General features: G+C 71.1%; 23 protein-coding genes and 1 pseudogene. 13 read left to right on the top strand and 11 right to left on the bottom strand.

Features of this window, described 5'->3' with window-relative positions; genetic code table 11:
* A pseudogene (locus tag EAO72_RS43470) lies at positions 1–175 on the top strand (glycoside hydrolase family 3 protein); the annotation flags it as partial.
* A 172-nt stretch (positions 176–347) separates the two neighbouring features.
* On the opposite strand, the gene nagB reads toward EAO72_RS43470, so the two are convergent.
* Positions 348–1,133 (bottom strand): glucosamine-6-phosphate deaminase, encoded by a 786-nt coding sequence (gene nagB, locus EAO72_RS32555; protein ID WP_148020654.1) that lies wholly within the window; start codon positions 1,131–1,133, stop codon positions 348–350.
* 217 nt (positions 1,134–1,350) lie between these two features.
* Here nagB and EAO72_RS32560 point away from each other — a divergent pair, with 217 nt between their 5' ends.
* Complete coding sequence (locus EAO72_RS32560; protein ID WP_148020655.1) at positions 1,351–2,421, top strand: SIS domain-containing protein; 1,071 nt, start codon at positions 1,351–1,353, stop codon at positions 2,419–2,421.
* Positions 2,422–2,785: 364 nt separating this feature from the next.
* On the top strand, positions 2,786–4,252 hold the full coding sequence (locus EAO72_RS32570) for a sensor histidine kinase (protein WP_148022166.1): 1,467 nt from the start codon (positions 2,786–2,788) through the stop codon (positions 4,250–4,252).
* 181 nt (positions 4,253–4,433) lie between these two features.
* Here the strand turns inward: EAO72_RS32570 and EAO72_RS32575 are convergent, their stop codons facing one another.
* On the bottom strand, positions 4,434–4,691 hold the full coding sequence (locus tag EAO72_RS32575) for a WhiB family transcriptional regulator (RefSeq protein WP_003953983.1): 258 nt from the start codon (positions 4,689–4,691) through the stop codon (positions 4,434–4,436).
* A gap of 318 nt (positions 4,692–5,009) precedes the next feature.
* On the bottom strand, positions 5,010–5,978 hold the full coding sequence (locus tag EAO72_RS32580) for a diacylglycerol/lipid kinase family protein (protein ID WP_148020657.1): 969 nt from the start codon (positions 5,976–5,978) through the stop codon (positions 5,010–5,012).
* A 244-nt stretch (positions 5,979–6,222) separates the two neighbouring features.
* Here EAO72_RS32580 and EAO72_RS32585 point away from each other — a divergent pair, with 244 nt between their 5' ends.
* Complete coding sequence (locus EAO72_RS32585; RefSeq protein ID WP_148022167.1) at positions 6,223–6,615, top strand: hypothetical protein; 393 nt, start codon at positions 6,223–6,225, stop codon at positions 6,613–6,615.
* A 61-nt stretch (positions 6,616–6,676) separates the two neighbouring features.
* Here the strand turns inward: EAO72_RS32585 and EAO72_RS32590 are convergent, their stop codons facing one another.
* From EAO72_RS32590 to EAO72_RS32600, 3 genes are all read right to left on the bottom strand, one after another.
* The gene (locus EAO72_RS32590; protein WP_371602880.1) at positions 6,677–7,603 is read right to left on the bottom strand and encodes an RNA polymerase sigma factor SigF; all 927 of its coding nucleotides are present in this window, start codon (positions 7,601–7,603) and stop codon (positions 6,677–6,679) included.
* A gap of 50 nt (positions 7,604–7,653) precedes the next feature.
* Positions 7,654–8,067: an ATP-binding protein gene (locus EAO72_RS32595; protein ID WP_067163834.1), complete on the bottom strand. Its 414-nt coding sequence runs from the start codon at positions 8,065–8,067 to the stop codon at positions 7,654–7,656.
* A gap of 230 nt (positions 8,068–8,297) precedes the next feature.
* Positions 8,298–8,558: a UBP-type zinc finger domain-containing protein gene (locus EAO72_RS32600; protein WP_148020658.1), complete on the bottom strand. Its 261-nt coding sequence runs from the start codon at positions 8,556–8,558 to the stop codon at positions 8,298–8,300.
* A 35-nt stretch (positions 8,559–8,593) separates the two neighbouring features.
* Here EAO72_RS32600 and EAO72_RS32605 point away from each other — a divergent pair, with 35 nt between their 5' ends.
* Positions 8,594–10,192: a Na+/H+ antiporter gene (locus EAO72_RS32605; protein ID WP_148020659.1), complete on the top strand. Its 1,599-nt coding sequence runs from the start codon at positions 8,594–8,596 to the stop codon at positions 10,190–10,192.
* On the opposite strand, the gene EAO72_RS32610 is transcribed toward EAO72_RS32605, so the two are convergent.
* The 4 genes from EAO72_RS32610 to EAO72_RS32625 all read right to left on the bottom strand — a co-directional run bounded on the left by EAO72_RS32610 (position 10,171) and on the right by EAO72_RS32625 (position 13,622).
* Positions 10,171–11,103, bottom strand: a complete 933-nt coding sequence (locus EAO72_RS32610; RefSeq protein WP_148020660.1) for a 1-aminocyclopropane-1-carboxylate deaminase/D-cysteine desulfhydrase — start codon at positions 11,101–11,103, stop codon at positions 10,171–10,173. The two genes, EAO72_RS32605 and EAO72_RS32610, sit on opposite strands and share 22 nt — an antisense overlap.
* A gap of 40 nt (positions 11,104–11,143) precedes the next feature.
* A complete protein-coding gene (locus tag EAO72_RS32615) occupies positions 11,144–11,734 on the bottom strand; it encodes an N-acetylmuramoyl-L-alanine amidase (RefSeq protein ID WP_187285297.1) in 591 nt (196 codons plus the stop codon).
* A 149-nt stretch (positions 11,735–11,883) separates the two neighbouring features.
* Entirely contained in the window at positions 11,884–13,080 is a 1,197-nt protein-coding gene (locus tag EAO72_RS32620; RefSeq protein ID WP_148020661.1) for a globin domain-containing protein, read from the bottom strand.
* A gap of 92 nt (positions 13,081–13,172) precedes the next feature.
* Positions 13,173–13,622 carry an RrF2 family transcriptional regulator gene (locus EAO72_RS32625; protein ID WP_148020662.1) on the bottom strand — a complete coding sequence of 150 codons (450 nt, stop codon included), beginning with the start codon at positions 13,620–13,622 and terminating at the stop codon, positions 13,173–13,175.
* A gap of 178 nt (positions 13,623–13,800) precedes the next feature.
* Between EAO72_RS32625 and EAO72_RS32630 the strand changes: the two genes are divergently transcribed.
* From EAO72_RS32630 to EAO72_RS32665, 7 genes are all read left to right on the top strand, one after another.
* On the top strand, positions 13,801–15,207 hold the full coding sequence (locus EAO72_RS32630; protein WP_148020663.1) for a family 2B encapsulin nanocompartment shell protein: 1,407 nt from the start codon (positions 13,801–13,803) through the stop codon (positions 15,205–15,207).
* 142 nt (positions 15,208–15,349) lie between these two features.
* Entirely contained in the window at positions 15,350–16,396 is a 1,047-nt protein-coding gene (locus tag EAO72_RS32635) for a family 2 encapsulin nanocompartment cargo protein polyprenyl transferase (protein WP_148020664.1), read from the top strand.
* Between the two features lie 247 nt (positions 16,397–16,643).
* Positions 16,644–17,312, top strand: a complete 669-nt coding sequence (locus EAO72_RS32640) for a DUF6304 family protein (RefSeq protein WP_148020665.1) — start codon at positions 16,644–16,646, stop codon at positions 17,310–17,312.
* Between the two features lie 183 nt (positions 17,313–17,495).
* Positions 17,496–18,218 (top strand): SdpI family protein, encoded by a 723-nt coding sequence (locus EAO72_RS43865; RefSeq protein WP_315986334.1) that lies wholly within the window; start codon positions 17,496–17,498, stop codon positions 18,216–18,218.
* Positions 18,219–18,351: 133 nt separating this feature from the next.
* A complete protein-coding gene (locus EAO72_RS32655; RefSeq protein ID WP_148020666.1) occupies positions 18,352–18,708 on the top strand; it encodes a DUF952 domain-containing protein in 357 nt (118 codons plus the stop codon).
* Positions 18,705–19,637: an SDR family oxidoreductase gene (locus EAO72_RS32660; protein WP_148020667.1), complete on the top strand. Its 933-nt coding sequence runs from the start codon at positions 18,705–18,707 to the stop codon at positions 19,635–19,637. Before EAO72_RS32655 ends, EAO72_RS32660 begins: the two co-directional genes overlap by 4 nt.
* A 147-nt stretch (positions 19,638–19,784) precedes the next feature.
* Positions 19,785–20,399, top strand: a complete 615-nt coding sequence (locus tag EAO72_RS32665) for a nucleotidyltransferase domain-containing protein (protein ID WP_148020668.1) — start codon at positions 19,785–19,787, stop codon at positions 20,397–20,399.
* A 19-nt stretch (positions 20,400–20,418) separates the two neighbouring features.
* Here the strand turns inward: EAO72_RS32665 and EAO72_RS32670 are convergent, their stop codons facing one another.
* The gene (locus EAO72_RS32670) at positions 20,419–21,039 is read right to left on the bottom strand and encodes a TetR/AcrR family transcriptional regulator (protein ID WP_148020669.1); all 621 of its coding nucleotides are present in this window, start codon (positions 21,037–21,039) and stop codon (positions 20,419–20,421) included.
* 101 nt (positions 21,040–21,140) lie between these two features.
* On the opposite strand from EAO72_RS32670, the gene EAO72_RS32675 reads away from it, so the two are divergent.
* Entirely contained in the window at positions 21,141–22,598 is a 1,458-nt protein-coding gene (locus tag EAO72_RS32675) for an MFS transporter (RefSeq protein ID WP_148020670.1), read from the top strand.
* Positions 22,599–22,617 lie beyond the last annotated feature (19 nt).

A 22,617-nucleotide genomic window follows, 5' to 3' on the forward strand; every position in this document is an offset into this window, starting at 1 on the left:
CCACCCGTGGATGACCGAGGCCCTCGACGCGGTGCTCGCGGCGCGCCCGGACACCATCGTGGTCGAGATGGGCGTTCCCCAGGCCGACCCCAGGGGCGCCCTCCACATCGCCACCCACGGCGCCGCCAGGGTCTGCGGCCTGGCAGCGGCGGAAGCGATCGTGGCGCCGAAGTAGCAGCAATCCAAGCCCGTCCGGCGTTCGAGGACGAAAACCTCGCACCGGACGGGCGGGCAGTCCCCGTCGAGCCCGCCCGGCGATTGAGGGCAGCACGTCCACGCGGGACGCCCCGTACGCGAGAGGGCCGGGACACCACACGGTGTCCCGGCCCTCTCGCGTACCGCCAGAACTAAATACCCTGCCACTGCGGCTTCGCCGCATACGTGGCGCGGAAGTAGTCCGCCAGCTTCAGCTTGGACGCCGCCGCCTCGTCGACCACGACCGTCGCGTGCGGGTGCAGTTGCAGCGCCGACGCGGGCACGATCGCGGCGACCGGTCCCTCGACCGTCTGCGCCACGGCGTCCGCCTTGCCCTCGCCCGTGGCGAGCAGGATCGGGTGGCGGGACTCCAGGATCGTGCCGATGCCCTGGGTGATGACGTGGTGCGGCACCTGTTCGATGTCGTTGTCGAAGAAGCGCGCGTTGTCGACCCGCGTCTGCTCGGTGAGCGTCTTGATCCGGGTGCGCGAGGCGAGTGACGAGCACGGCTCGTTGAAGCCGATGTGCCCGTCCGTGCCGATGCCGAGCAGCTGGAGGTCCACCCCGCCGGCCTCGGCCAGCGCCCGGTCGTACGCCTCGCAGGCGGCCTGGACGTCCTCCGCGGAGCCGTCGGGGCCCATGAAAGACGTCTCGGAGAGCCCGAGCGGCTCGACGACCTCGCGCAACACCACGGAGCGGTACGACTCCGGGTGGCCCGTCGGCAGCCCCACGTATTCGTCGAGCTGGCAGATGCGGGCGCGCGACGCGTCGACCGCGCCGGAGCGGACCTTCTCGGCCAGCGCCCGGTAGATGGGCAGCGGGGTCGATCCGGTGGCAACGCCGAGAAGGGCGTCGGGCTTACGGCTGAGCAGGGCGCCGATGGCCCCCGCGATCAGTTCGCCGCCTGCCTTGGCGTCCGGGACGATGACAACTTCCACGCGGGGCCTGCCGATCTAGAGTTGACGATATGTGGTATAGACCAATCTAAGTCCTAATCTAGCAGAACTCCCGATCCCGGACACGGCCCCCCGGTGCCCGCCGGCCACGCGTTTCGGGGCGCGCGGGCGCCCGTCCCGCCGGGTCGTCCGCTGGCGGGCCCACGGTGCCCCGTGTTGACTTGACCGAGGCACCGCGACACTCCGGGAGGCACCAGACATGTCCGCCACGTACCCGGCCGACGAGGGCGAGCAGCCCGGCCGGATCATGTCCGGCGAGATGGCCGAGCAGCCCGAGATGCTGCGGCGCATCCTCGAACGGGGGGCGCCCGCCATCCGGGCGGTCGCCGCCGAGATCGCGGGCCGGAAGCCGCGCTTCGTCCTGCTCACCGCCCGCGGCACGTCGGACAACGCCGCGCTCTACGCGAAGTACCTGCTGGAGATCACGCTCGGTCTGCCCTGCGGCCTGGCCTCGATGTCCACGACCACCGCGTACGGCGCCAAGCCGGACCTCCGGGACGTCCTGGTCATCACGGTGAGCCAGTCCGGGGGATCGCCCGACCTGGTGGCCTCGACGAAGGCGGCCCGGGAGGCCGGCGCGGTCACGCTGGCGGTGACCAACAGCCCGGACTCACCGCTCGCCGCGGTCTCCGAGTACCACATCGACATCCTGGCGGGACCGGAGAAGGCCCTGCCCGCCACCAAGACGTACACCGCCTCACTGCTCTGCCTGTACCTCTTCGTGGAAGGGCTGCGCGGCGGCGACGGCGCGGCGGCCGCGATCCTGCCGGAACTCGCCGGGGCGATCCTGGCGCGCAAGGACGAGGTCAAGGCCCTGGCGTCCCGCTACCGCTTCGCCGAGCGCATGGTCATCACCTCGCGCGGCTACGGCTACCCCACAGCCAAGGAGGCCGCCCTGAAGCTGATGGAGACGAGCTACATCCCCGCCCTGTCCTACTCCGGCGCCGATCTGCTGCACGGTCCGCTCGCCATGGTCGACAACATCTCCCCGGTGATCGCCGTGGTCACCGACGGCCGGGGCGGCGAGGCGCTCCAGCCGGTGCTCGACCGGCTGCGCGGCCGTGGCGCGGACCTCTTCGTGGTCGGCCCGAAGGCCCAGGTGGAAGCGGCCTCGGCGGGCTTCGTGCTGCCCACGGCCGGGGTCGCCGAGGAGGTACAGCCGATCCTGGAGATCCTGCCGCTGCAGATGCTGGCCTATGAGGTGACGATCGCCCGCGGCCAGGATCCGGACGCGCCGCGCGCGCTCGCGAAGGTCACGGAGACGCGCTGACCCGCCGAAACCCGCCTCCGGAAACACCCGCGGGCCGCGGCGCCGGGCCGGGACCCTCAGCCCGACCAGCACCGCAGCCCGGAGTAGGACCGCCCGTTAGGGGCGATCGGCTCGGCCGGCGGTGTGCGGTGCCCCCGGCCGGGGAGAGGCACCCGGCGCAGTCAGGGCAGAGAGCGCGGGTACCTCGTTCCGCTCTCCTGTGCGGGGAGAGCGGAGGCTCTGTCTTCAGCATTCTGGACTAGACCACTCGCGGTGTCCATCCGCGGGACGCGGTGAATTCCGGCCCTTCCTCCTGCACGTACGGGCGGGCCGTCCGGTTCGGAACCTGTCCGCATCCACAGGTACGCTCGCACACGTGCCCTCCATGAACGACCTCGTCCGCCAGCACACCGCCCTGAGTGACACCGACCTCGAGTGGCTCCATCTGCTGGTCTCGGAGTGGCAACTGCTCTCCGACCTGTCCTTCGCCGACCTCGTCCTCTGGGTCCCCACACGGGACGGTACGCGCTACGTGTCCGTCGCCCAGATGCGGCCCAACACCGGCCCCACGTCCTACCAGGACGACATGGTCGGCCATCTGGTCCCGCGCGGCCGCCGTCCGCTGCTGGACGCGGCGCTGGACGAGGGCCGGATCGTGCGCGAGGGCGACCCGGAGTGGCGGGAGGAGGTCCCGGTACGGGTCGAGTCCATCCCCGTACGCAGGGAGGGCCGCGTCCTGGGCGTCATCGCGCGCAACACCAACCTGCTCACGGTCCGCACCCCGTCCCGGCTGGAGCTCACCTACCTCCAGTCCGCCTCCGACCTGGCGCAGATGATCGCGGCCGGCTCCTTCCCGTTTCCCGGCCAGCAGGTCGACATGGATGCCTCGCCGCGGGTCGGCGACGGGCTGGTCCGGCTCGACGCCGACGGCGTCGTCCAGTACGCCAGCCCCAACGGCCTCTCCGCCTACCACCGCCTGGGCCTCGCCTCCGACCTGGTCGGACAGCACCTCGGCGGGATCACCGCCGAACTCGCGCCCTCCCGCGGCCCGGTGGACGAGGCGCTGGTCAAACTGGCCAGCGGTTACGCGCCCCGGGAGTTCGAGGTCGAGTGTGCGGGCGGCGTGATCCAGCTCCGGGCGATCCCGCTGAAGCCCAAGGGTGTCCGGATCGGCTCGCTGGTCCTGCTGCGCGACGTCACCGAACTGCGCCGTCGTGAACGTGAGTTGATCACCAAGGACGCCACCATCCGGGAGATTCACCACCGGGTGAAGAACAACCTCCAGACGGTGGCGGCCCTGTTGCGTCTGCAGGCCCGCCGGATGGACTCCCCGCAGGGCCGTGAGGCGCTCAACGAGGCGGTGCGGCGCGTCGGTTCGATCGCCATCGTCCATGAGACGCTGTCCCAGAATCTGGACGAGCGGGTGGAGTTCGACGAGATCGCCGACCGGGTCATCGCCATGGTCGCCGAGATCTCGCCGGGCAAGGTCACCTGCCGGCGCACGGGACGGTTCGGCATCCTCGACGCCGAAGTGGCCACCCCGCTGGCGATGGTCCTCACCGAGGTACTGCAGAACGCCCTGGAGCACGCGTTCGGCGTGGCCGAGTCCGGCACGGTCGAGGTCTCCGCGGTACGCGGCGGATCGCCCACGGAAGGGCGGTTGCTGATCACCGTCCAGGACGACGGCTGCGGCCTGCCCGAGGGATTCGACCCGCAGCGCGCCGGGAATCTGGGACTCCAGATCGTGCGGACGCTGGTGGAGGGCGAGCTGAGCGGCACGTTCGGCATGGTGCCGGCGCCCGAACGGGGCACCCAGGTCGTGCTCGACATCCCGGTCCGCGCCGACAAGTAACACGCACGGACGCAAGCACCACGCACACGCGCACAGCAGAGAGCCCGGACCGTTGGTAACGGTCCGGGCTCTCTGGTCAAGCATGCGCTTCGTGGGGTACTGCGCGCTGCGACTCGGGGGGCGGGGTGATGCGTACACTCCGTACGCGCCGCCTGGCTGAGGTTCGTAGCGGTGGCGTCGGTCAGGCGCTGGCGTTACGCGCCCGGTTGCGAGCGGCGCGGCGCTTCATTGCGCGGCGCTCGTCCTCGCTGAGGCCACCCCAGACGCCGGAGTCCTGGCCGGACTCGAGCGCCCACTGCAGGCACTGCTCCATGACGGGGCAGCGACGGCAGACGGCCTTGGCTTCCTCGATCTGCAGCAGCGCAGGACCGGTGTTGCCGATGGGGAAGAACAGCTCCGGGTCTTCCTCACGACAAACGGCGTTGTGACGCCAGTCCATGGCTGCTACCTCTCCTTGGTATACGTACTGTGGCTTGTGAATGTGAACGCTTTCACGAATCCCCCCGCAAGTGTCGGGCCGACGCCCAGATGAACTGGTTGTGGTCCTGTGCAGTGAGGAGGGGTTCTGGCTCTCAGTGGAGGCCGTTGTTGCGGGCCGTCCCGATCGCCATGTAGAGATTCGCAAACCTCGGCGACGGATACAACCCCTTCTGGAAAGTTTTTTTTGATTCCTCGGTGTCGGCTAGGTCACAGCCGTACTTCTAGAGGGTGGAGCCCAGTCCAAACGTTCGAGTTAAAGGACTTTGGTCCCTTCCACTCACACAATCACACGCAGTGCACGGCGTACGCCTGTGAACGTCACACTTGTACGCAGCCCCAGGTGGTCACCGTCCATCTGGAGGGGCAGTGGTGCCTTTGAATGCAAGGTGAAGTCCGTGAGGTCATGCAGTGAAACGGCGTGCTTGCCGCGCGGGCCCTTTTCCGGGCTCGAAGTGAGCAGCTGCGTGGCGTACCGGGTGACGGCCGGGGTGGACAGTCGCCGCAGGCCGAGGACGTCCAGGGCGGTGTCGAACGACGCCTTCGGGGAGGCGTAGATCGGCCGGTTCCCCAGGTACGTCCAGGGAGCCGTGTTGCAGATTATGGAGAGCGCGAGGTCGGTGACCGGATCCTGGCCGGGCACCTCCAGCGTGATGATTCCCTGCCGCCGATGCGGCTCCTCGAGGAACTGGCGCATCACCTGGCGCACATACAGCGCATGGGTCGAACGCTTGCCGCGCTCGCGCTGTTGTTCGACGCGGCCGATCACTCCGGCGTCGAATCCGAGGCCGGCGCAGAAGGTGAACCAGCGCTCCGGGACCGATTCGTCCTCCGTGCCGGGGGTTCCGGCCGCCAGGCCGAGGCCGACCGTCCGTTCGGTGCGGTTGGCCAGCGCGTCCAGGATGGCGCCGGTCGCCTCCACCGCGTCGTTCGGGAGGCCGAGGGCGCGGGCGAAGACATTGGTCGAGCCGCCGGGGACCACGGCGAGTTTCGGCAGGTTGTCGATGTCGGGACCCTTGTGGAGCAGGCCGTTCACGACCTCGTTGACCGTGCCGTCTCCGCCGAGCGCGACCACGAGATCGATGTCGTCGCTGTCGGCGGCCCTTCGTCCCAGGTCACGGGCGTGCCCGCGGTACTCCGTGGACACGGCCTCCAGCTTCATCTCGCTGGCCAGTGCATGGATCAGCACGTCACGGGTCCGCGCACTGGTGGTGGTAGCAGCTGGATTGACCACAAGAAGTGCGCGCATGACCGCCAGACTACCTACCGCGAGGTATCGGCCTGAAGTCCTGCCCGGATGCCTTCACGCTGCGTGACGGCATGGGCGCGGCGCGCCGGTCCGCGCGTGTGTGCCTCCGCCCGGCCGAAGGCGTTCCGACCCCGGCTTCGCTTTCGTGTGCGGGGGATGCCAACCTGCAAGGGTGAGTACTCAGCAGAACGCGCCCTCGCCGACGCCCTCGGCCCAGCCGCCGAAGCCGGCCAGGCTCACGCTCGTGGCCGGCCTCAGCGCCCTCGAAGGGGCGGCCCTCGTCATCGGCGGTGTCTCCATGCTGGTGATGGGGCTGCTCGGCCGCCCAGACAGCCCGCAGCAGGCCGAGATGGGAGGCCTGACGGTGATCGCCCTGGGGCTGATCCCGCTCTTCGCCGCCCGCGGGCTCCTTCGGCGGCGGAGCTGGAGCCGCGGACCCGCACTCATCACGCAGATCATCGCGCTGCCGGTGGCCTGGACGCTGCTGCGGTCCCAGGGTGTACTGATCCCGGCCGGCATCGTGCTCGCCGCGATGGCGCTGACCGCGCTGTACCAGCTGGCCCGCCCGGCGACCATCGAGGCGCTCGGCATCCGCCGGCCGGGCGCGACGCCCGGCACGGACAGCGCCGACGCCTGAGGCGCGGTACTGCGGCCCCGGGCCGGCCGGACGGGTGCCGTCCGGCCGCCCCCGCGGCCGCCTACTCCTCGACGAGCAGCCGCTCGCGCAACTGGGCCAGGGTGCGGGCCAGCAGCCGGGAGACGTGCATCTGCGAGATGCCGACCTCCTGGGCGATCTGCGACTGTGTCATGTTGCCGAAGAAGCGAAGCAGTAGAATCCGCTTCTCGCGCGGCGGCAGGTCCTCCAGCAGTGGCTTGAGCGACTCCCGGTACTCGACACCCTCCAGCGCCTCGTCCTCGGAGCCGAGCGTGTCCGCGACCGCGGGGGACTCGTCGTCCGTGTCCGGCACGTCCAGCGAGAGCGTGCTGTACGCATTGGCCGATTCCAGGCCCTCCAGGACCTCTTCCTCGGAGATGCCGAGCCGCTCCGCCAGCTCGTGCACCGTGGGCGAGCGGCCGTGCTGCTGGGAGAGCTCAGCGGTCGCCGTGGTCAGCGAGAGCCGCAGCTCCTGGAGCCGGCGCGGCACCCGCACCGCCCAGCCCTTGTCACGGAAGTGCCGCTTGATCTCGCCGACGACCGTGGGCGTCGCGTACGTCGAGAACTCGACGCCGCGCTCCGGGTCGAACCGGTCCACCGATTTGATCAGACCGATCGTGGCGACCTGGGTCAGATCGTCCAGCGGCTCGCCGCGGTTGCGGAAGCGCCGCGCCAGGTGCTCCACCAGCGGCAGATGCATCCGCACCAGCCGGTTGCGCAGCTCCGCCTTCTCGGGTGACCCGTCCGGGAGCTTGCCCAGCTCGATGAACAGCGCCCGCGCCCCGCTGCGGTCGTGTGGATCGTGGTGCCCGTGCTCGCTCATCTGGCCCGCCCGCTCCGCCTGCGACTTCTCCACCGCGACCGTAATGCCGGCGGGCCCCTGTGCCCCGTCCACCGCACGGGGCAGGTCCGCCCCGTCCACCGGATGAGGCAGGGCCTGCTGCTCCGGGATGCCTGCTGCGCGCACCACCCCTGGTCGGATCGTCTCGTCCCGCACAGGACCGTCCCCGTTCCCGTTGCTCACGCCGGCCCGGGTCCCGCGCCGCGCTGTTTGTACAGGCTGATGCTGACCGTACGGTCATCGGCGACCGAGGAGTCGACCTTTCCGGCCAGTGCGGAGAGCACCGTCCAGGCGAACGTGTCGCGCTCCGGGGCCCGGCCGTCCGTCGTCGGGGCCGAGACCGTCACCTCGAGAGAATCGTCGACGAGCCGGAACACGCAGCTGAGGACGGAACCCGGCACGGCCTGCTGGAGCAGGATCGCGCAGGCCTCGTCGACCGCGATACGAAGATCCTCGATCTCGTCGAGAGTGAAGTCCAAACGCGCTGCGAGACCGGCCGTGGCCGTACGCAGCACCGACAGGTAGGCACCCGCAGCGGGCAGCCGGACCTCTACGAAGTCCTGATTCCCGGGCTCGCCTGCGATCTGGGACACCCTCACCTCCAAGGTGGCACAAACTCTTCGAGGATCCGGGAAGGGTCGCCCGGAGCCATGCGGTACGTCTTCGGTTCTTGGTCCGGCGACGCTATCGCGATCCATGATGCCGTGTCGCCGGGACCCCACCCATGACTGTCACTCATGGTAAGCCCATGAGCACACACAGTGGCTAGGGGTCTGCGGCGGTCAATTACGAACAACAGGCGCCGGTTTGACGTACCCAGACGTCAGACGATCGAACCGTCCTCGAAGCACCAGCGCCAGCTCTCGCCCGCCTCGAAGCTCCGCATCACCGGATGGCCGGTCTCCTTGAAGTGCCCCGTGGCGTGCTGGCGGGGCGACGAATCGCAGCAGCCGACATGCCCGCAGATCAGGCAGAGTCTCAGTTGCACGGGGTGGGTGCCCGCCGCCCGGCATTCGAGACAGGTCTCGGAGAGGGCTGCGGGCTCGGGGCGCGGCAGGTCCGGTACATGCGGGCACTCGCTCATGATGGCCAGGTTACGACGGATGCGAGGACCGTGAGATGGACGCATTGCCACTGGTGGCACTGGTCGCAGCCAGTGCGGCGACGGCCGGTCTGGCCCGCCGGACGCCGGTGCCGGCACCGCTGTTGCTGGTGGCCCTCGGGCTGATCGGCTCGTACGTGCCCGGGGTGCCGGCGTACACGCTGGACGCGCACATCGTGCTGCCGCTCCTGCTGCCGCCGTTGCTCTACACGGCGGCCGTGGACAGCTCGTACCTGGATCTGCGGGCCAACATCCGCCCCGTCGCGCTGCTCTCCGTCGGCTACGTCCTGTTCGCCACCGTCGCGGTGGGCTGGCTGGCGTACCGGCTGGTGCCCGACCTGCCGCTCACGGCCGCGCTGGTGCTGGGCGCCGTCATCGCCCCGCCGGACGCCGTCACCGCCGCGGCCATCGCCCGCCGGGTCGGCCTGCCCGCCCGGGTCACGACGATTCTCCAGGGCGAGTCCCTGGTGAACGACGCCACCGCGATCACCGCCTACAAGGTGGCACTCGCCGCTGCCGTGGGCGAGGGAATGAGCTGGGGCGGCGGGATCGGCGAGTTCCTGCTGGCCTCGGTCGGCGGTGTCGGCGTCGGGCTGGTCCTCATGGTCCCGCTGCACTGGCTCCGCACCCACCTCAAGGAGCCCCTGCTCCAGAACACCCTGTCGCTCCTGATCCCGTTCGTGGCGTACGCGGCCGCCGAACGCGTGCACGCCTCCGGAGTGCTCGCGGTCGTCGTCGTCGCGCTCTATCTGGGCCACCGCTCCTGGCAGGTCGACTTCGCCACCCGGCTCCAGGAGGCCGCCGTCTGGAAGATGGTCGCGTTCATCCTGGAGTCCGCCGTCTTCGCCCTGATCGGCCTCCAGTTGCCCTTCGTACTGAAGGGGCTCGGTACGTACGCCGTCACCGAGGCGCTCTGGTACGCGGTGGCGGTGTTCCTGGCGGTCGTCGCCGTGCGGTTCATCTGGGTCTATCCGGCGACCTATGTGCCCCGCCTGCTGTCCAGACGCATCAGGGAACGCGAACCCGAGACCAACTGGACCTCACCGCTGATCGTCGGCTGGGCCGGGATGCGCGGCGTCGTCTCGCTCGCCATCGCCTTCTCCATCCCGCTGGTCACGAGCGACGGCGACGCGTTCCCGGCACGCAACCTGGTGCTGTTCCTGACGTTCACCACGGTCATCGGCACCCTGGTGATCCAGGGGCTCACCCTGCCCGTGATGGTGAAGGTCCTGAAGCTCCCCGGCCGCGACCGGCAGGCCGAGACGCTCGCCGAGGCGCAGGCCCAGAGCGAGGCGTCCACGGCCGCCGAGGCACGCCTGGAGGAACTGCTCGCCGACCGGCGCAACTGCCTGCCCCAGCCGCTCACCGACCGGCTGCGCACGGTCCTGGAGCGCCGCCGCAACGCCGTCTGGGAGCGCCTCGGGGCGGCCAATCCGGTGACGGGCGAGTCGGCGGACGACACCTACCGGCGACTGGCCGGCGAGATGATCGAGGCCGAGCGCGAGGTCTTCGTACGGCTGCGGGACGAGCGCAGCATCGACGACGAGATGATGCGGACGCTGCTCAGGCGCCTCGACCTGGAGGAGGCCGCGGCCTACCGGGAGGAGTCGGACTGATCGTCCGGGCGCCCGGTGATCACAGCCGCGACCGTGGTGCCCGCGGCGAACGCGCCCTCTCCGGCCAGCGTGGTGAGCGCGTACAGGAGTTTGGCCACATAGAGCCGCTCGACCGGCAGCCCGTGGCGGTCCTCGAAGTCGTCGGCGAACGCGTGCAGGGCGGGTGTGGTGCGGGCGTACCCGCCGAAGTGGAAGCGTTCGTCCAGGGACCACGAGCCGGCCGGACCGCCGAACGCCTCCCGCTGGAGCTCCCGGACCGCGTCCCCCAGGAAGCCACCCCGCAGGACCGGGATGCCCAGGGCGCGTTGCCCGGGTGCCAGTCCCGCGGCCAGTCCGGCGAGGGTGCCGCCGGTGCCGCAGGCCACCGCCGCCACCCCGGCCGCGCCGCGCAGTTCGCGGCCGAGCTCTGTGCAGCCCTGTGCGGCCAGGGCGTTGCTGCCGCCCTCCGGGATGACCTCGCACTCTCCGTAGGCGCTCAGCAGGCCCGCCAGAACCTGCGGATCGGCCTTGGCGCGGTACGTCCGGCGGTCCACGAAGTGCAGCAGCATGCCGTCGGCCGCGCACCGGGCCAGCGAGGGGTTGAGGGGGCGGTGGGCGAGTTCGTCGCCCCGGACCACGCCGATCGTGCGGAAGCCCAGCAGCCGGCCCGCGGCGGCCGTGGCCCGCAGGTGGTTGGAGTAGGCGCCGCCGAAGGTCAGCACGGGACGGCCGGCCGCCGCGCGGAGGTTCGGGGCGAGTTTGCGCCACTTGTTGCCCGGCAGGTCCGCATGGATCAGGTCGTCGCGCTTCAGGAGCAGCGTCACGCCGTGACGCGCGAAGCGCTCGTCCTCGGCCGGCCGCAGAGGTGACGGGAGCACCGGCTGCAGCCGGCGGAGAGCGGGGTCCTGTCCGTCGGGGGGCGTGGAGGGCATGGCTCCATTGTGGCCGTGCCCCGGACCGAGCGGGCCCGGGCTACTTCAGGCGGTCGTGGATCCGTGCCCGCATGGAGGTCATGGAGAAGCCGCGCGGGTCGACCTTGCCGGGCTGCCACTCCCGGTGGCCGATGACCGAGCGGGAGGTCCAGTTGTGGTGGCGGCAGACCGCGGCCGCCGCCTTCTCGATGGCTTCGAGCTGGACGGCGGGCCAGGGGTCCTTGCCGTCGCCGAGGTTCTCGCACTCGAAGCCGTAGAAGTGCCGGTTCCCGTCGGTGTTGGCCTCGTTGTCCGACGGCAGGCCCTTCTCGGCGATGACGGCGCGCAGGACGTCGTCGTCGCCGAGCCCGGCGTGGTTGGCCCGTCCGTAGCCGACGAGGTGGACCCGGCCGTCCTTGGCGATGACGCCGTGGCACAGCGGCCCCGGCAGTGCCGCGTAGCCGTCGCGGCAGATCCGGACGGTGGCGGCGGTGCCCTTGGTGACCGTGTGATGGATCATCACGCCGTTGACCGGCCCCCAGGGGCCCTTGTGGTTGCGGTTGTGCGTGCGCCAGTCGCCGACCTGGACGACGGTGAGCCCTTCGTCCTTCAGCGCGTCGAGAAAGGTGCTCGCGGACATGGGTGAGGACATGACCGACTCCTTCGTGCGTGGGGGGAGTGTGTCCGTACAGCGCTTGTACCCGACGGACGGGGTCCCGGACCAGTCACGGGGAGATTCCGGGGCCCTGTTCGGACGGTGTGCGAGCCGATCCGGTCAATTCCGCGCGCACCGGCCGCCGCTCAGTCCTGGGCGAGCCACAGGTCGGGGCCGAACACCTCGTAGTGGATGTCGGCCGCCGGGACGCCCTTGGCGAGGAGCTGGGTGCGCACGGCCCGCATGAAGGGCAGCGGGCCGCAGAGGTAGGCGTGGGTGCCGGACGGGATCGTCACGCCGGTCAGGTCGACGAGACCGGTGCGGTCCGCCGGGTGGCCCTCCTCCGGGTTCTCGTACCAGAAGTGGGCCGCTGCGTCGGGCAGTTTGGCGGTGTACAGGGCGTGGTCGGCGCGCAGCGCGTGGTCGGCGGGGGAGCGGTCGCCGTGCACCACGGTCACCGGCGCGCGGTGGCCGGAGTCCGCGAGGTGCGCCAGCATCGACAGGACCGGGGTGCAGCCGATGCCCGCCGAGGCGAGCAGGAGCGGGGCGTCCGCGGACTTCAGTACGAGGTCGCCGTACGGGGCCGAGACGCGGAGCCGGTCACCGGCGCGGACCTGGGCGTGCAACTGCCGCGAGACCTCGCCGTCGGGGGCGCCGCCGCCGTGCACCCGCTTGACGGTGAACGAGCGGAGCACCGAGCCGGGGGCGCAGGAGAGGCTGTACTGGCGTATCTGACGGGCCCCGTCGGGCAGTTCGACCTGCACGGACACGTACTGGCCGGGGCGGAAGGCGGGGGCGGGGGCGCCGTCGGCCGGACGGAGCTGGAACGTGGCGACGTCCGCGGTCTCCTCGGTGCGCGAGACCACCTCCCAGTCGCGCCAGACGCCGCCGGCGACGACGCCCTGCTGTGCGTACAGCCGCTCCTCGATGGCGATCAGGGCGTTGGCCATCAGCCAGTAGACCTCGTCCCAGGCGGCCGCGACCTCGGGGGTCACCGCGTCACCGAGCACTTCGCCGATGGCCGCGAACAGGTGGGTGTGCACGACGTCGTACTGGGTGGGCGTGATGCCGAGCGAGGCGTGCTTGTGCGCGATGCGGTCGAGCATCACGTCGGGACGGGTTCCGGGGTGCTCGACCAGCTGGGTGGCGAACGCGGCGATGGAGCCGGCGAGGGCCTGACGCTGGGCGCCGGAGGCCTGGTTGCCGCGGTTGAACAGGTCGCGCAGCAGCTCGGGGTGGGCGTCGAACAGCTTGCGGTAGAAGAGATCGGCGATGTCTCCGATGGCTGCCCCGACGGCGGGAAGCGTGGCGCGGACAGTGGCGGTCGACGGCTCGGAGAGCATCGATGACTCCTCGGATCAGAATTGGCATCTGAGATGCGTATTTAAAACCAGTGTAGGAACCGGGCCGTGTGCCCGGTCCGGCGGGGGGTGGTTCAGGCGTCCGAAGGCGGTCTGCTGCTGATGCCGATCAGCAGCGGGCCGGTCGGCGAGGAGACCAGATCGGTGACGGTGAGCGGGTCGAGCGAGACGTAGAAGGCCTCCGAGGCCGCGCGCAGGGCGTGGCGCAGCCGGCAGTCCGACCGCAGCGGGCACGGGTCGGAGCCCTCGCACTCGACGACGTCGCCCGTGCCTTCGAGTGCGCGGACGAGGCCGCCGATGGAGGCGGAGCGGCCGGCCGGAGTGAGGGCGAGTCCGCCCCCGCGGCCCCGCCGTGCCTCGACCAGGCCGAGGTGCTGGAGACGGGCCACGACCTTCGCGGTGTGGGAGTACGGCACCTGCATCGTCGCCGCGACCTCGCGGGTGGTCGGCGGGTCCTCGTTCTCCACGACGGCCAGACGCATCAGCACGCGCAGTGCCACGTCGGTGAATCTCGTCAGCCGCATGACGGTCACGTTAAGTGAATTTGCATTCCGTATGCAAATTAACCGGTCGGCGGGCATCGCGCAGCGTTGTGCCCAGCCCAAAGCCCGATTAGTCACACTCTTTTGTGTAATGGCGTGGCGAGTCCGCATGCTGAAAGGTTCTTCTCGCAGGTCAGCCGATGAATCGAGAGGACGACAGATGTCCGTTGGTGAAGAGGTTCAGAACGTGCAGGTGCCGCCGCAGCAGAGTCTTGGCACGGCAGCCGCGCGGAACCTCGCGACGACCACCAAGTCCGCTCCGCAGATGCAGGAGATCACCTCACGGTGGCTGCTGAAGATGCTTCCGTGGGTTCAGGTGCAGGGCGGCACGTACCGGGTGAACCGCCGGCTGAGTTATTCGGTCGGGGACGGCAGGGTGACCTTCGTACAGACAGGGGACCGGGTCTCCGTGATCCCCGCCGAGCTCGGCGAACTCCCGGCTCTGAGGGGCTTCGGGGACGAGGAGGTGCTCGCCGAACTCGCCAGGCGGTGCGAGCAGCGCGACATTCCCGCCGGCCAGCTCCTGGCGACGGCGGGCGAGGCGGCGGACCGGGTCTTCCTGCTGGCGCACGGAAAGGTCGAGAAGGTCGGCACCGGGCCCTACGGGGACGAGACGGTGCTCGGAGTCCACGCGGACGGCGCCTACTTCGGAGACCACTCCCTGATCGAGGGCGACGCCCTCTGGGAGTACACGGCCCGCGCCGTCACGGCGTGCACGGTCCTGACCCTGAGGCGGGCCGATGTGCTCAACCTCGCCGAGCGGGCCGAATCGCTGAGCACCCATCTCGCCGGGCTGCTCGCGATCCCGCACCAGCGCACCAACAAGTACGGCGAGGCGGAGATCGACCTGTCCGCCGGGCATGTCGGCGAGGCCCTCGTCCCGCACACGTTCGTGGACTACGAGTCCGCGCCCCGCGAGTACGAACTGAGCGTGGCCCAGACCGTCCTGAAGGTCCACAGCAGGGTCGCCGACCTCTACAACCAGCCGATGAACCAGACCGAGCAGCAGTTGCGGCTCACGGTCGAGGCGCTCCGTGAGCGCCAGGAGCACGAGCTGATCAACAACCGGGAGTTCGGCCTGCTCAACAACTGCGACTACGGGCAGCGGCTCCAGCCGCACGACGGGGCGCCCACACCCGACGACATGGACGAACTGCTGTCGCGCCGCCGAGGATCGAAGCTCTTCCTGGCGCACCCGCGGGCCATCGCCGCCTTCGGCCGCGAGTGCAACAAGCGCGGACTGGTGCCGGAGAGCGTGGACGTCGGCGGACACCATGTGCCGGCCTGGCGCGGGGTTCCGATCTTCCCGTCCAACAAGATCCCGGTCACGGACGCCCGGACCACGTCGATCATCTGCATGAGGACCGGCGAGGCCGAACAGGGCGTCATCGGCCTCCAGCAGACGGGCATCCCGGACGAGATCGAGCCCAGCCTGTCGGTCCGGTTCATGGGCATCGACGAGCAGGCGATCATCTCCTACCTCGTGACGGCCTACTACTCCGCGGCCGTCCTGGTCCCGGACGCCCTCGGTGTCCTGGAGAACGTCGAGGTCAGCCGCTGGCGTTGAGTCCACGGGGTCCCGGGTCCGCCGGGTCCGGGACCCCGTCGGCCACAGCCGGCGCACCCACCGCAACCACCCACGTCCCCGGCCCCCGGGACGAAAGTCATCGGGGGCCGGGGACGGCAACGACCGGGGTGACCGATTGACCATGACCCGTACCGACGCCGCCGCCACCGAGGGCAACGAGGCCGCGGCGCTCCTGGAGTACACCCGGACCCTCGTCGATCCGCATCTGCGGGCCGCGGTCGCCTCTCTGCCGGGATCGATCCGGCGTGTGGCGATGTACCACTTCGGCTGGGAGAACGCCGACGGCAGCCCCGCCGCGGGCGGCGCCGGCAAGGCGATCAGACCCGCACTCGTCCTGGCCGCCACCCGTGCGCTCGGCGGCGATCCCAGAGATGCCGTGCGGGCCGCCGTCGCCGTGGAACTGGCCCACAACTTCACCCTGCTGCACGACGACGTCATCGACGAGGACCGCACCCGCCGCCACCGGGCCACGGCCTGGTCCGTCTTCGGTATCCCCGACGCCGTCATCGCGGGGGACGCCATGCTCGCCCTCGCCCAGCGGCTCCTGGCCGAGGACGCGCGCGCGGTGTCGCCCCGTGCGTCGGCTCGGCTCTCCACCTGCGTCATCGAGCTGTGCGCGGGCCAGCAGGCGGACTGCGCCTTCGAGGAACGCGCGCCGGACGAGGTCACGTTGGACGAGTGCCTGACCATGGCGACGGCGAAGACGGGAGCGCTGCTCGGCTGCGCCTGCGCACTGGGCGCGCTCTATGCGGGCGTGGAGGAGCGTGCCGTCGGAGCGATGGACGGCTTCGGCCGGGAGGCCGGGCTCGCCTTCCAGCTCATCGACGACCTGATCGGCATCTGGGGCGACCCCGCCCAGACCGGGAAGCCGGTCGGCGCCGACCTCGCCGCCCACAAGAAGTCGCTGCCCGTGGTCGCCGCGCTGACCTCGGGCACCCCGGCGGCGGCGGAGCTCGCCGCGCTCTACCGGGGCCCGATGAACACGGCCGGTGAGATCAGCCGTGCGTCCGACGCCGTCGACCGGGCGGGCGGCCGCGACTGGGCCCAGGTCTGCGCCGCCGACCGCATGGCACGCGCGGTGCACCACCTGTCCAGGGCCGTGCCCGATCTGTCGGCGGCGGGCGATCTCCTGGCCCTGGCGGAGTTCGTCACCCGCCGGACGCACTGAACGAAGGCGGACGCACTGAACGAAGGCGGACGCACTGAACGAAGGCGGACTCGCTGGACGGAGGCGGACGCACGAGAGGCGGCCGACGCACGGAACAGCGGCCGACGCACGAAACGCCGGCCGACGCGCTGAAGGGAGATGGACGTGCCGAGCGGCCGACCGAAGATCGGCCGAGGTCACAGGGGTCGGGCGGCGAAGTGGAGGGCGGCACGGGGAGTGTCCGAGCCACGGGCTACAGTCCCTGCCCATGACAGATGAGTCGTGGGCAGGGTGGTACCGGGACCGACAGGGCTCAGATGCCGTCATCCTCACCACCGACGGGCAGCAACTCCGGCTTCGCATCAGGGGCGTCGATTTCGAGGGCGAGAGCTTCGACGCGCTCTGCCCGGTGGCGGGCATGCCGCCGGAGAGCGGGATGTTCGCCCTCGCCGACGGGGTGCTCAACGACTGCGTCCTGGAATGGGACCTGCCGTTCCCCGTCACCGCGGACGGAGAGGTCCATCAGGCCACGCTGAGCTGCCTGTTGTCGCTGCGCAGGCCCGACCCGTATCTCTACCTGGAGCTGCGCTACGGCGGCGCGGCCTTCCGGTCCCACCGGGCCGAGAGCGACTTCGGAGCCGCGCTCGCCACCATCCAGCGCTCCCTGCCGCCCGGGATCCGGCTCCGGACGTGCATCGCGTGCGCCTTCTCTGACTACTTCCCGGCACCCGGCCGGGGACTTTCCGGCGGCCTCGCCTGCTTCCGGGGCGCCAAGGAGGCCTACCGCGGGGCGGCCGGCGAGGACGACGTGCTGGATCTGTGGGACCGGCGCAGTGGATTCGTCCAGGAGGTCTGGAGCTGCCGCGAGTTCGAGCCCCGCCCGGAGGCGGGCGCGGGCACCGGTCACCGCGGCGCGTTCCCACTCGAAACGGCCTGACCGCGGCGGCGGGCGGGACCGCGGCCCGCATGAGACACGACATGACATGACACTCCTTCAACCGGCCTGACGGCGACCTGCTGTCGGGCCGGTTCGTCGTTCCGGCCGGATCGCCGCGCGCCCACCTTGGGGCGGTTGCCGCACCTCCATTGTTCTACTAGCATGCGAACAATGGAGGTTTTGATGAACCGAAAGAACACCGGCCGCGCGGCTCTCGCCGCTCTGCCGTTCCTGCTGGCCCTCGCCGCTGACCTGATCCTTTTCGCTACGCGCCGCGACCGCCTGCCCGGCCAGCTGGCCAGCCACTTCGTGGGCAACGGCCGGGCGGACGACTACGCGGGCCGGACCTCGTACGTCGTCATCACCACGGTGCTGCTGGTCGGCACCGGTGCGCTGTGGGCCCTGATGGCCACCCGGGGAGGGTTCCACGGCCGGTCGTACCGACGAGTGGTCGCCTTCGGCTACGCGGTCGCGGGATTCCTGGGATACCTGATGGCGGTGGTCCTGCTCGTCAACGTGGACGCGGCCGAGGACGCCCAGGGCCGCGCCCAGGACGTCTCGTTCCCGATGTGGCAGCTGGCTGCCGCACTGGGAGTGGCCGCGCTCGCATTCGGGCTGGGCCTGCTGCTCGCCGCAGTCGTCCCCGTACCGGAGCAACCGCCGGCGGGCGGACACCCGGACGGGTCCACCGGCCGGCACACGGACGGGGCGACGGCGGGCGGGGAGCGGATCGCGCTGGCCGCCCGGTGCAGGCTGCCGGTGTCGGCGATGGCGCACAGCGCCCTGAGGTGCCTCACCTCAAGCTCCATACCCCGCACCCCACTCCGACGGACAGCGGGRGGCCCGGGCCGCCCCATGACGGCGGACAGCTACCGGACACGGGTGCACGCGGCGGTGAATGGGTGATCGGCGGAATCGCGGCCGCCCTGCTCGTCGCCGGTTCGGTGGCCACCCTCATGGCCCGCAGGACGCGCCGACGCGGCTAGGGTCTTTCGTTCGGATCATGCCGGATCAGGGAGCGGGGCCTAGTTTTGCACCCATGGCCGAACTGCTGCACCTGACCGAACGCCCGTTGTGGGAGGCGGCCCGCGGGACCGGGACGTACGAGATGTCCACCCGCGGCCGCACCCTGCACGAAGAGGGTTTCATCCACTGCTCGCTGCCCCATCAGCTCGCCGGTGTGGCCGAGTTGCTGTACGGCACGGGGAGCCGGGCCGGAGCCGATGACCAGGACCTGGTGGTGCTCGTCATCGACACCGGACGGCTCCCCGTGCCCGTGCGGTACGAGTCGTTCGAACCCGGTGGCGAGGAGTTCCCGCACATCTACGGACCGGTTCCGGTCGGGGCGGTCGTGGAGGTGCGCCCCTGGCCGTACGAGAAAGGCAACCCCTCATGAGCCCCACAGACCCCACGCAGGATTCCGAAGCCGTCACGAACGGCCCGCTCACCGCCGTCACCGGAGCAAGCGGCGCGCTCGGCGGCCGGGTCGCCAAGCGGCTGACCCGGGCGGGCGTCCCCGTTCGGCTCCTCGGCCGCGACCCTTCACGGCTGCCCGAACTGCCCGGCGCCGACACCGCGCCGCCTGCCCCGTACGGGGACGGCGAGGCCATGCGCCGCGCCCTGGCCGGGGCCCACACCCTGTTCCTCGTATCGGCGCACGAGAGCCCGGACCGCGTGCACGAGCACACCACGGCCGTGGACGCGGCGGTCGCGGCAGGCGTCGAACGGATCGTGTACGTCTCCTTCCTCGGCGCCGCACCGGACGCGACGTTCACCTTCGCCCGGGACCACTGGGACACCGAGGCCCATATCCGGGTCTCCGGCGTCCGGCACACCTTCCTGCGGGACAGCTGGTATCTGGCCGGCCTCCCGGCGATGACGGGCACCGACGGGGTCCTGCGCGGACCGGCCGGCGACGGCAGGGTCGCCGCGGTGGCCCACGAGGACATCGCCGACGCGGCGACCGCCGTCCTCCTGTCCGGCACCGACCCCACAGGCCCGACGCACGACGGGGTGACGTACGACCTCACCGGGCCTGAGGCGTTCACCCTCGCCGAGGCCGCCGAGGAGCTGAGCCGGGCCGCCGGACGGACCGTCACCTACGTGCCGGAGACCCGGGAGGAGGCCTACGCCTCACGGTCCGGCTACGGCGCTCCGGACTGGGAGGTGGCCGGGTGGGTGACCTCGTACGAAGCCATCGCGGCCGGCGAGATGGCCACCGTCTCCGATGCCGTGGCCACCCTCACGGGCCGGCCGCCCGTGAGCCTGGCCACCTACCTCCGCGAGCACCCGGACAGCTACCGCCACCTCCTCACGGGCGGCTGAGCGACCGGGCCGACAACGGGAGACCGGCCGGGGACCGGAGACCGGCCGGCGACCGGCAATCGGCCGGGGACCAGAAGTCCGCCGGCGACCGGAGACCGGCCGAGGCCCGGAGATCCGCCCGACGACCAGAGATCCGACGGGAACCCGATGCGCACGGAGACACCCTGGGGCCCCTGGGACCCGATGACCCTCGCCGACGCCGTACACCTCCTCGCCCCGCTGCGCACACCGTGGTGGATCGCGGGCGGGTACGCGGTCGAGCTGGCCGTGGGCCGCGCCTTCCGGGACCACGGGGACATCGACGTCCTGCTGCTCCGCCGCGACCAGCTCGCCATCCAGCGGATCCTGCCGGACGGGCAGTGGTGGGCCGCCGATCCGCCCGGCACGCTACGCCCCTGGCTCCCCGGCGAGATCCTCCCGCCGCAGGTCCACGACATCTGGTGCCGGCCGGGCACGGGCGAACCGTGGCGGGTGCAGTTCATGCTCGACGACACGGAGGACGGCGACTGGGTGTTCCGCCGCGACCCACGGATCCGCCTCCCGCTGGAGCGGCTCGGCAGGGTCTCCGACGACGGCGTGCCCCACCTCGCGCCGGAGGTCCAGCTCCTCTACAAGGCCAGGTCCCGACGGCCCAAGGACGAGCAGGACTTCGAGGCCGCACTGCCCGTTCTCGGTGAGGACGGGCGCGCCTGGCTGACGGAGACGATCACCCTGGCCGAGGGCGCCGGCCATCCCTGGGCGGCCCGGCTGCGGGCGAACTGACGCCCGGGCGCGGGCTCGCTCACCTCACATACGTACCGGCCTTCGCGGCCACGACCGCGGCCTCGGCCGCGCGGTCGGCGGCCGCCTCGTCGAGCGGGTCGCCGCTGGCCAGCAGGCGGTAGTAGAGAGGGGCCGACACGGCGCGGATCACCTCGTCCGGGTCGGTCCCGGCGGGTAGCTCGCCCCGCTCGACGGCCTCGGTGACACACCCTGCCCACTCCTGGATGCGGACCGCGTAGAACCGGTGCAGGGCCTGGGCCGTACGCGCGTCGCAGGTCGCTGCGGCGATCACGGACCGGAACAGGGCTCCCTGGCGAGGATCGGTGAGTGCCGACAGCACGAGCCGGGCATTGGCCCTGAGGTCCTCGGCCAGGGAGCCGGTCCGGGTTCGCGGCGAGGACTGTTCGGCCATGTCGTCGAGCAGGTCGGCGATCAGCCCCGTCGTGGTGGACCAGCGCCGGTAGACGGTCGTCTTGCCCACCTCCGCGCGGCGTGCGACGTCGGCGAGGTCGAGCCGGTCGAAGCCGTGTTCCGCCAGCGCGTCACCTGCCGCGAGCAGGACGGATTCACGGACCCGGGCGGTACGCCCGCCGGGCCGGACCGTGCCGGGCTCCACGTTCTCCGCGCGCTCGGATGTCATAACGGGTCTCCAGTTCCATTAATGGCCGTTCCTCTGCTACGGTCATCCCATCTTAACGGAACCGCAGACCCGTTAAAACTCCCGTCCGAGGAAGGACGACCATGTCCGCACCCAGCCAGATCCAGCAACGCGGCACGACCGCTCCCGCAGTGGCCCCGCCGGCCACGCCCCGCATGACCGGGCGGCAGAAGCTCGTCCTCACGCTCCTCCTCGGCGCCCAGTTCATGATCGCCGTGGACTTCTCGATCCTGAACGTCGCCCTGCCCGTCGTCGGCGAAGGACTCGGCTTCTCCCTCCCGAACCTTCAGTGGATCGCCACCTCCTTCGCCCTGGCCGCCGCCGGATTCACCCTCCTGTTCGGCCGCATCGCCGACCTCGTGGGCCGCAAGCGCCTCTTCGTGGGCGGCATGGTCGTCCTCGGCCTCTCCTCGGCGCTCGGCGGACTGGCGACCTCACCCGAGGTCCTCCTCACGGCCCGGGTCCTCCAGGGCCTCGCCACGGCGGCCGTGACCCCGGCCGGACTCGCCCTGCTGACCACGGCGTTCAAGGAGGGCCCGCTGCGCGAACGCGCCCTCGGCCTCAACGGCGCCCTGATGTCCGCGGGCTTCACCGCGGGCGCCATCCTCGGCGGACTCCTCACCGACCTGCTCTCCTGGCGCTGGGCCTTCTTCGTCAACGTCCCCGTCGCCGCCCTGGTCGTCGCCCTCGCCCCGTCCGTCATCACGGACTCACGCCCGGCCGGCCGGCCCCGGCTCGACATCCCGGGCGCCGCGACCGTCACCGGCGGACTGCTGCTCCTGGTCTACGGACTGACCCAGGCCGGCGCGACCGGCTGGACCGCGCCCACCACCCTGATCGCCCTGCTCGCCGGCGCGGCGCTGCTCGTCGCCTTCTGGTTCGTCGAGAAGAGGTCCGCCGCACCGCTCGTCCCCGTACGCATCCTCAAGCGCCGCAGCGTCATCTGGGGCAATGCCACCGGTCTGATCGCCTTCGTCACCGAGACCTCGCTGGTCTTCCTGCTGACGCTCTACCTCCAGGAAGTCCTCGGCTACTCCCCGCTGGCGACGGGTCTCGCCTTCGGTGTCCTGGGCATCGGCACGGTGATCGGCGGCACGCTCGGCGGCCGGGCCGTCGGCCGCTTCGGCAACCGGACGACCATCGTGACCGGCGGAGTCGTCCAGGCCGTCGCCACGCTCTCCCTGGTGGCGCTCGGCGTCTCCGGCACCTGGATCTGGCTGCTGCTGGCCGCCACGTTCATTGGCGGGATCGGCAACATGCTGATGATCGTCGGCTTCATGGTCACCGCGACCTCCGGCCTCCCCGACGACGAACAGGGCCTGGCCACCGGCCTCGCCACGATGACCCAGCAGGTCGGCATCACCATGGGCATCCCGATCATGAGCGCCATCGCCACGGCCCGGATGTCCGGCCTCGCCGACGGCGACCCGCGGACCGTCCTGTCCGGGGTCTCGCTCGCGATCCTGGTCAACTCCGCCCTCGTCCTGGCGGGAGCCCTGCTGGCGGGGGCGTTCCTCACGCCGCGGCGCGAGGCGCGCTGACGACGGTGCGGAGCGCGCA

Source organism: Streptomyces sp. OR43, from assembly GCF_008042275.1.
Taxonomy (GTDB): Bacteria; Actinomycetota; Actinomycetes; order Streptomycetales; family Streptomycetaceae; genus Streptomyces.

Excerpts from the sequence above, each read along its gene's own strand:
- EAO72_RS32570 (WP_148022166.1), top strand. The coding sequence starts at position 2,786 with ATGAACGACCTCGTCCGCCAGCACACCGCCCTGAGTGACACCGACCTC.
- EAO72_RS32640 (WP_148020665.1), top strand. The coding sequence starts at position 16,644 with ATGACAGATGAGTCGTGGGCAGGGTGGTACCGGGACCGACAGGGCTCA.
- EAO72_RS32620 (WP_148020661.1), bottom strand. The coding sequence starts at position 13,080 with ATGCTCTCCGAGCCGTCGACCGCCACTGTCCGCGCCACGCTTCCCGCC.
- EAO72_RS32560 (WP_148020655.1), top strand. The coding sequence starts at position 1,351 with ATGTCCGCCACGTACCCGGCCGACGAGGGCGAGCAGCCCGGCCGGATC.
- EAO72_RS32675 (WP_148020670.1), top strand. The coding sequence starts at position 21,141 with ATGTCCGCACCCAGCCAGATCCAGCAACGCGGCACGACCGCTCCCGCA.
- EAO72_RS32625 (WP_148020662.1), bottom strand. The coding sequence starts at position 13,622 with ATGCGGCTGACGAGATTCACCGACGTGGCACTGCGCGTGCTGATGCGT.
- EAO72_RS32630 (WP_148020663.1), top strand. The coding sequence starts at position 13,801 with ATGTCCGTTGGTGAAGAGGTTCAGAACGTGCAGGTGCCGCCGCAGCAG.
- EAO72_RS32660 (WP_148020667.1), top strand. The coding sequence starts at position 18,705 with ATGAGCCCCACAGACCCCACGCAGGATTCCGAAGCCGTCACGAACGGC.
- EAO72_RS32600 (WP_148020658.1), bottom strand. The coding sequence starts at position 8,558 with ATGAGCGAGTGCCCGCATGTACCGGACCTGCCGCGCCCCGAGCCCGCA.
- EAO72_RS32580 (WP_148020657.1), bottom strand. The coding sequence starts at position 5,978 with ATGCGCGCACTTCTTGTGGTCAATCCAGCTGCTACCACCACCAGTGCG.
- EAO72_RS32605 (WP_148020659.1), top strand. The coding sequence starts at position 8,594 with ATGGACGCATTGCCACTGGTGGCACTGGTCGCAGCCAGTGCGGCGACG.
- EAO72_RS32575 (WP_003953983.1), bottom strand. The coding sequence starts at position 4,691 with ATGGACTGGCGTCACAACGCCGTTTGTCGTGAGGAAGACCCGGAGCTG.
- EAO72_RS32665 (WP_148020668.1), top strand. The coding sequence starts at position 19,785 with ATGCGCACGGAGACACCCTGGGGCCCCTGGGACCCGATGACCCTCGCC.
- EAO72_RS32655 (WP_148020666.1), top strand. The coding sequence starts at position 18,352 with ATGGCCGAACTGCTGCACCTGACCGAACGCCCGTTGTGGGAGGCGGCC.
- EAO72_RS32635 (WP_148020664.1), top strand. The coding sequence starts at position 15,350 with ATGACCCGTACCGACGCCGCCGCCACCGAGGGCAACGAGGCCGCGGCG.
- EAO72_RS32670 (WP_148020669.1), bottom strand. The coding sequence starts at position 21,039 with ATGACATCCGAGCGCGCGGAGAACGTGGAGCCCGGCACGGTCCGGCCC.
- EAO72_RS32615 (WP_187285297.1), bottom strand. The coding sequence starts at position 11,734 with ATGTCCTCACCCATGTCCGCGAGCACCTTTCTCGACGCGCTGAAGGAC.
- EAO72_RS32610 (WP_148020660.1), bottom strand. The coding sequence starts at position 11,103 with ATGCCCTCCACGCCCCCCGACGGACAGGACCCCGCTCTCCGCCGGCTG.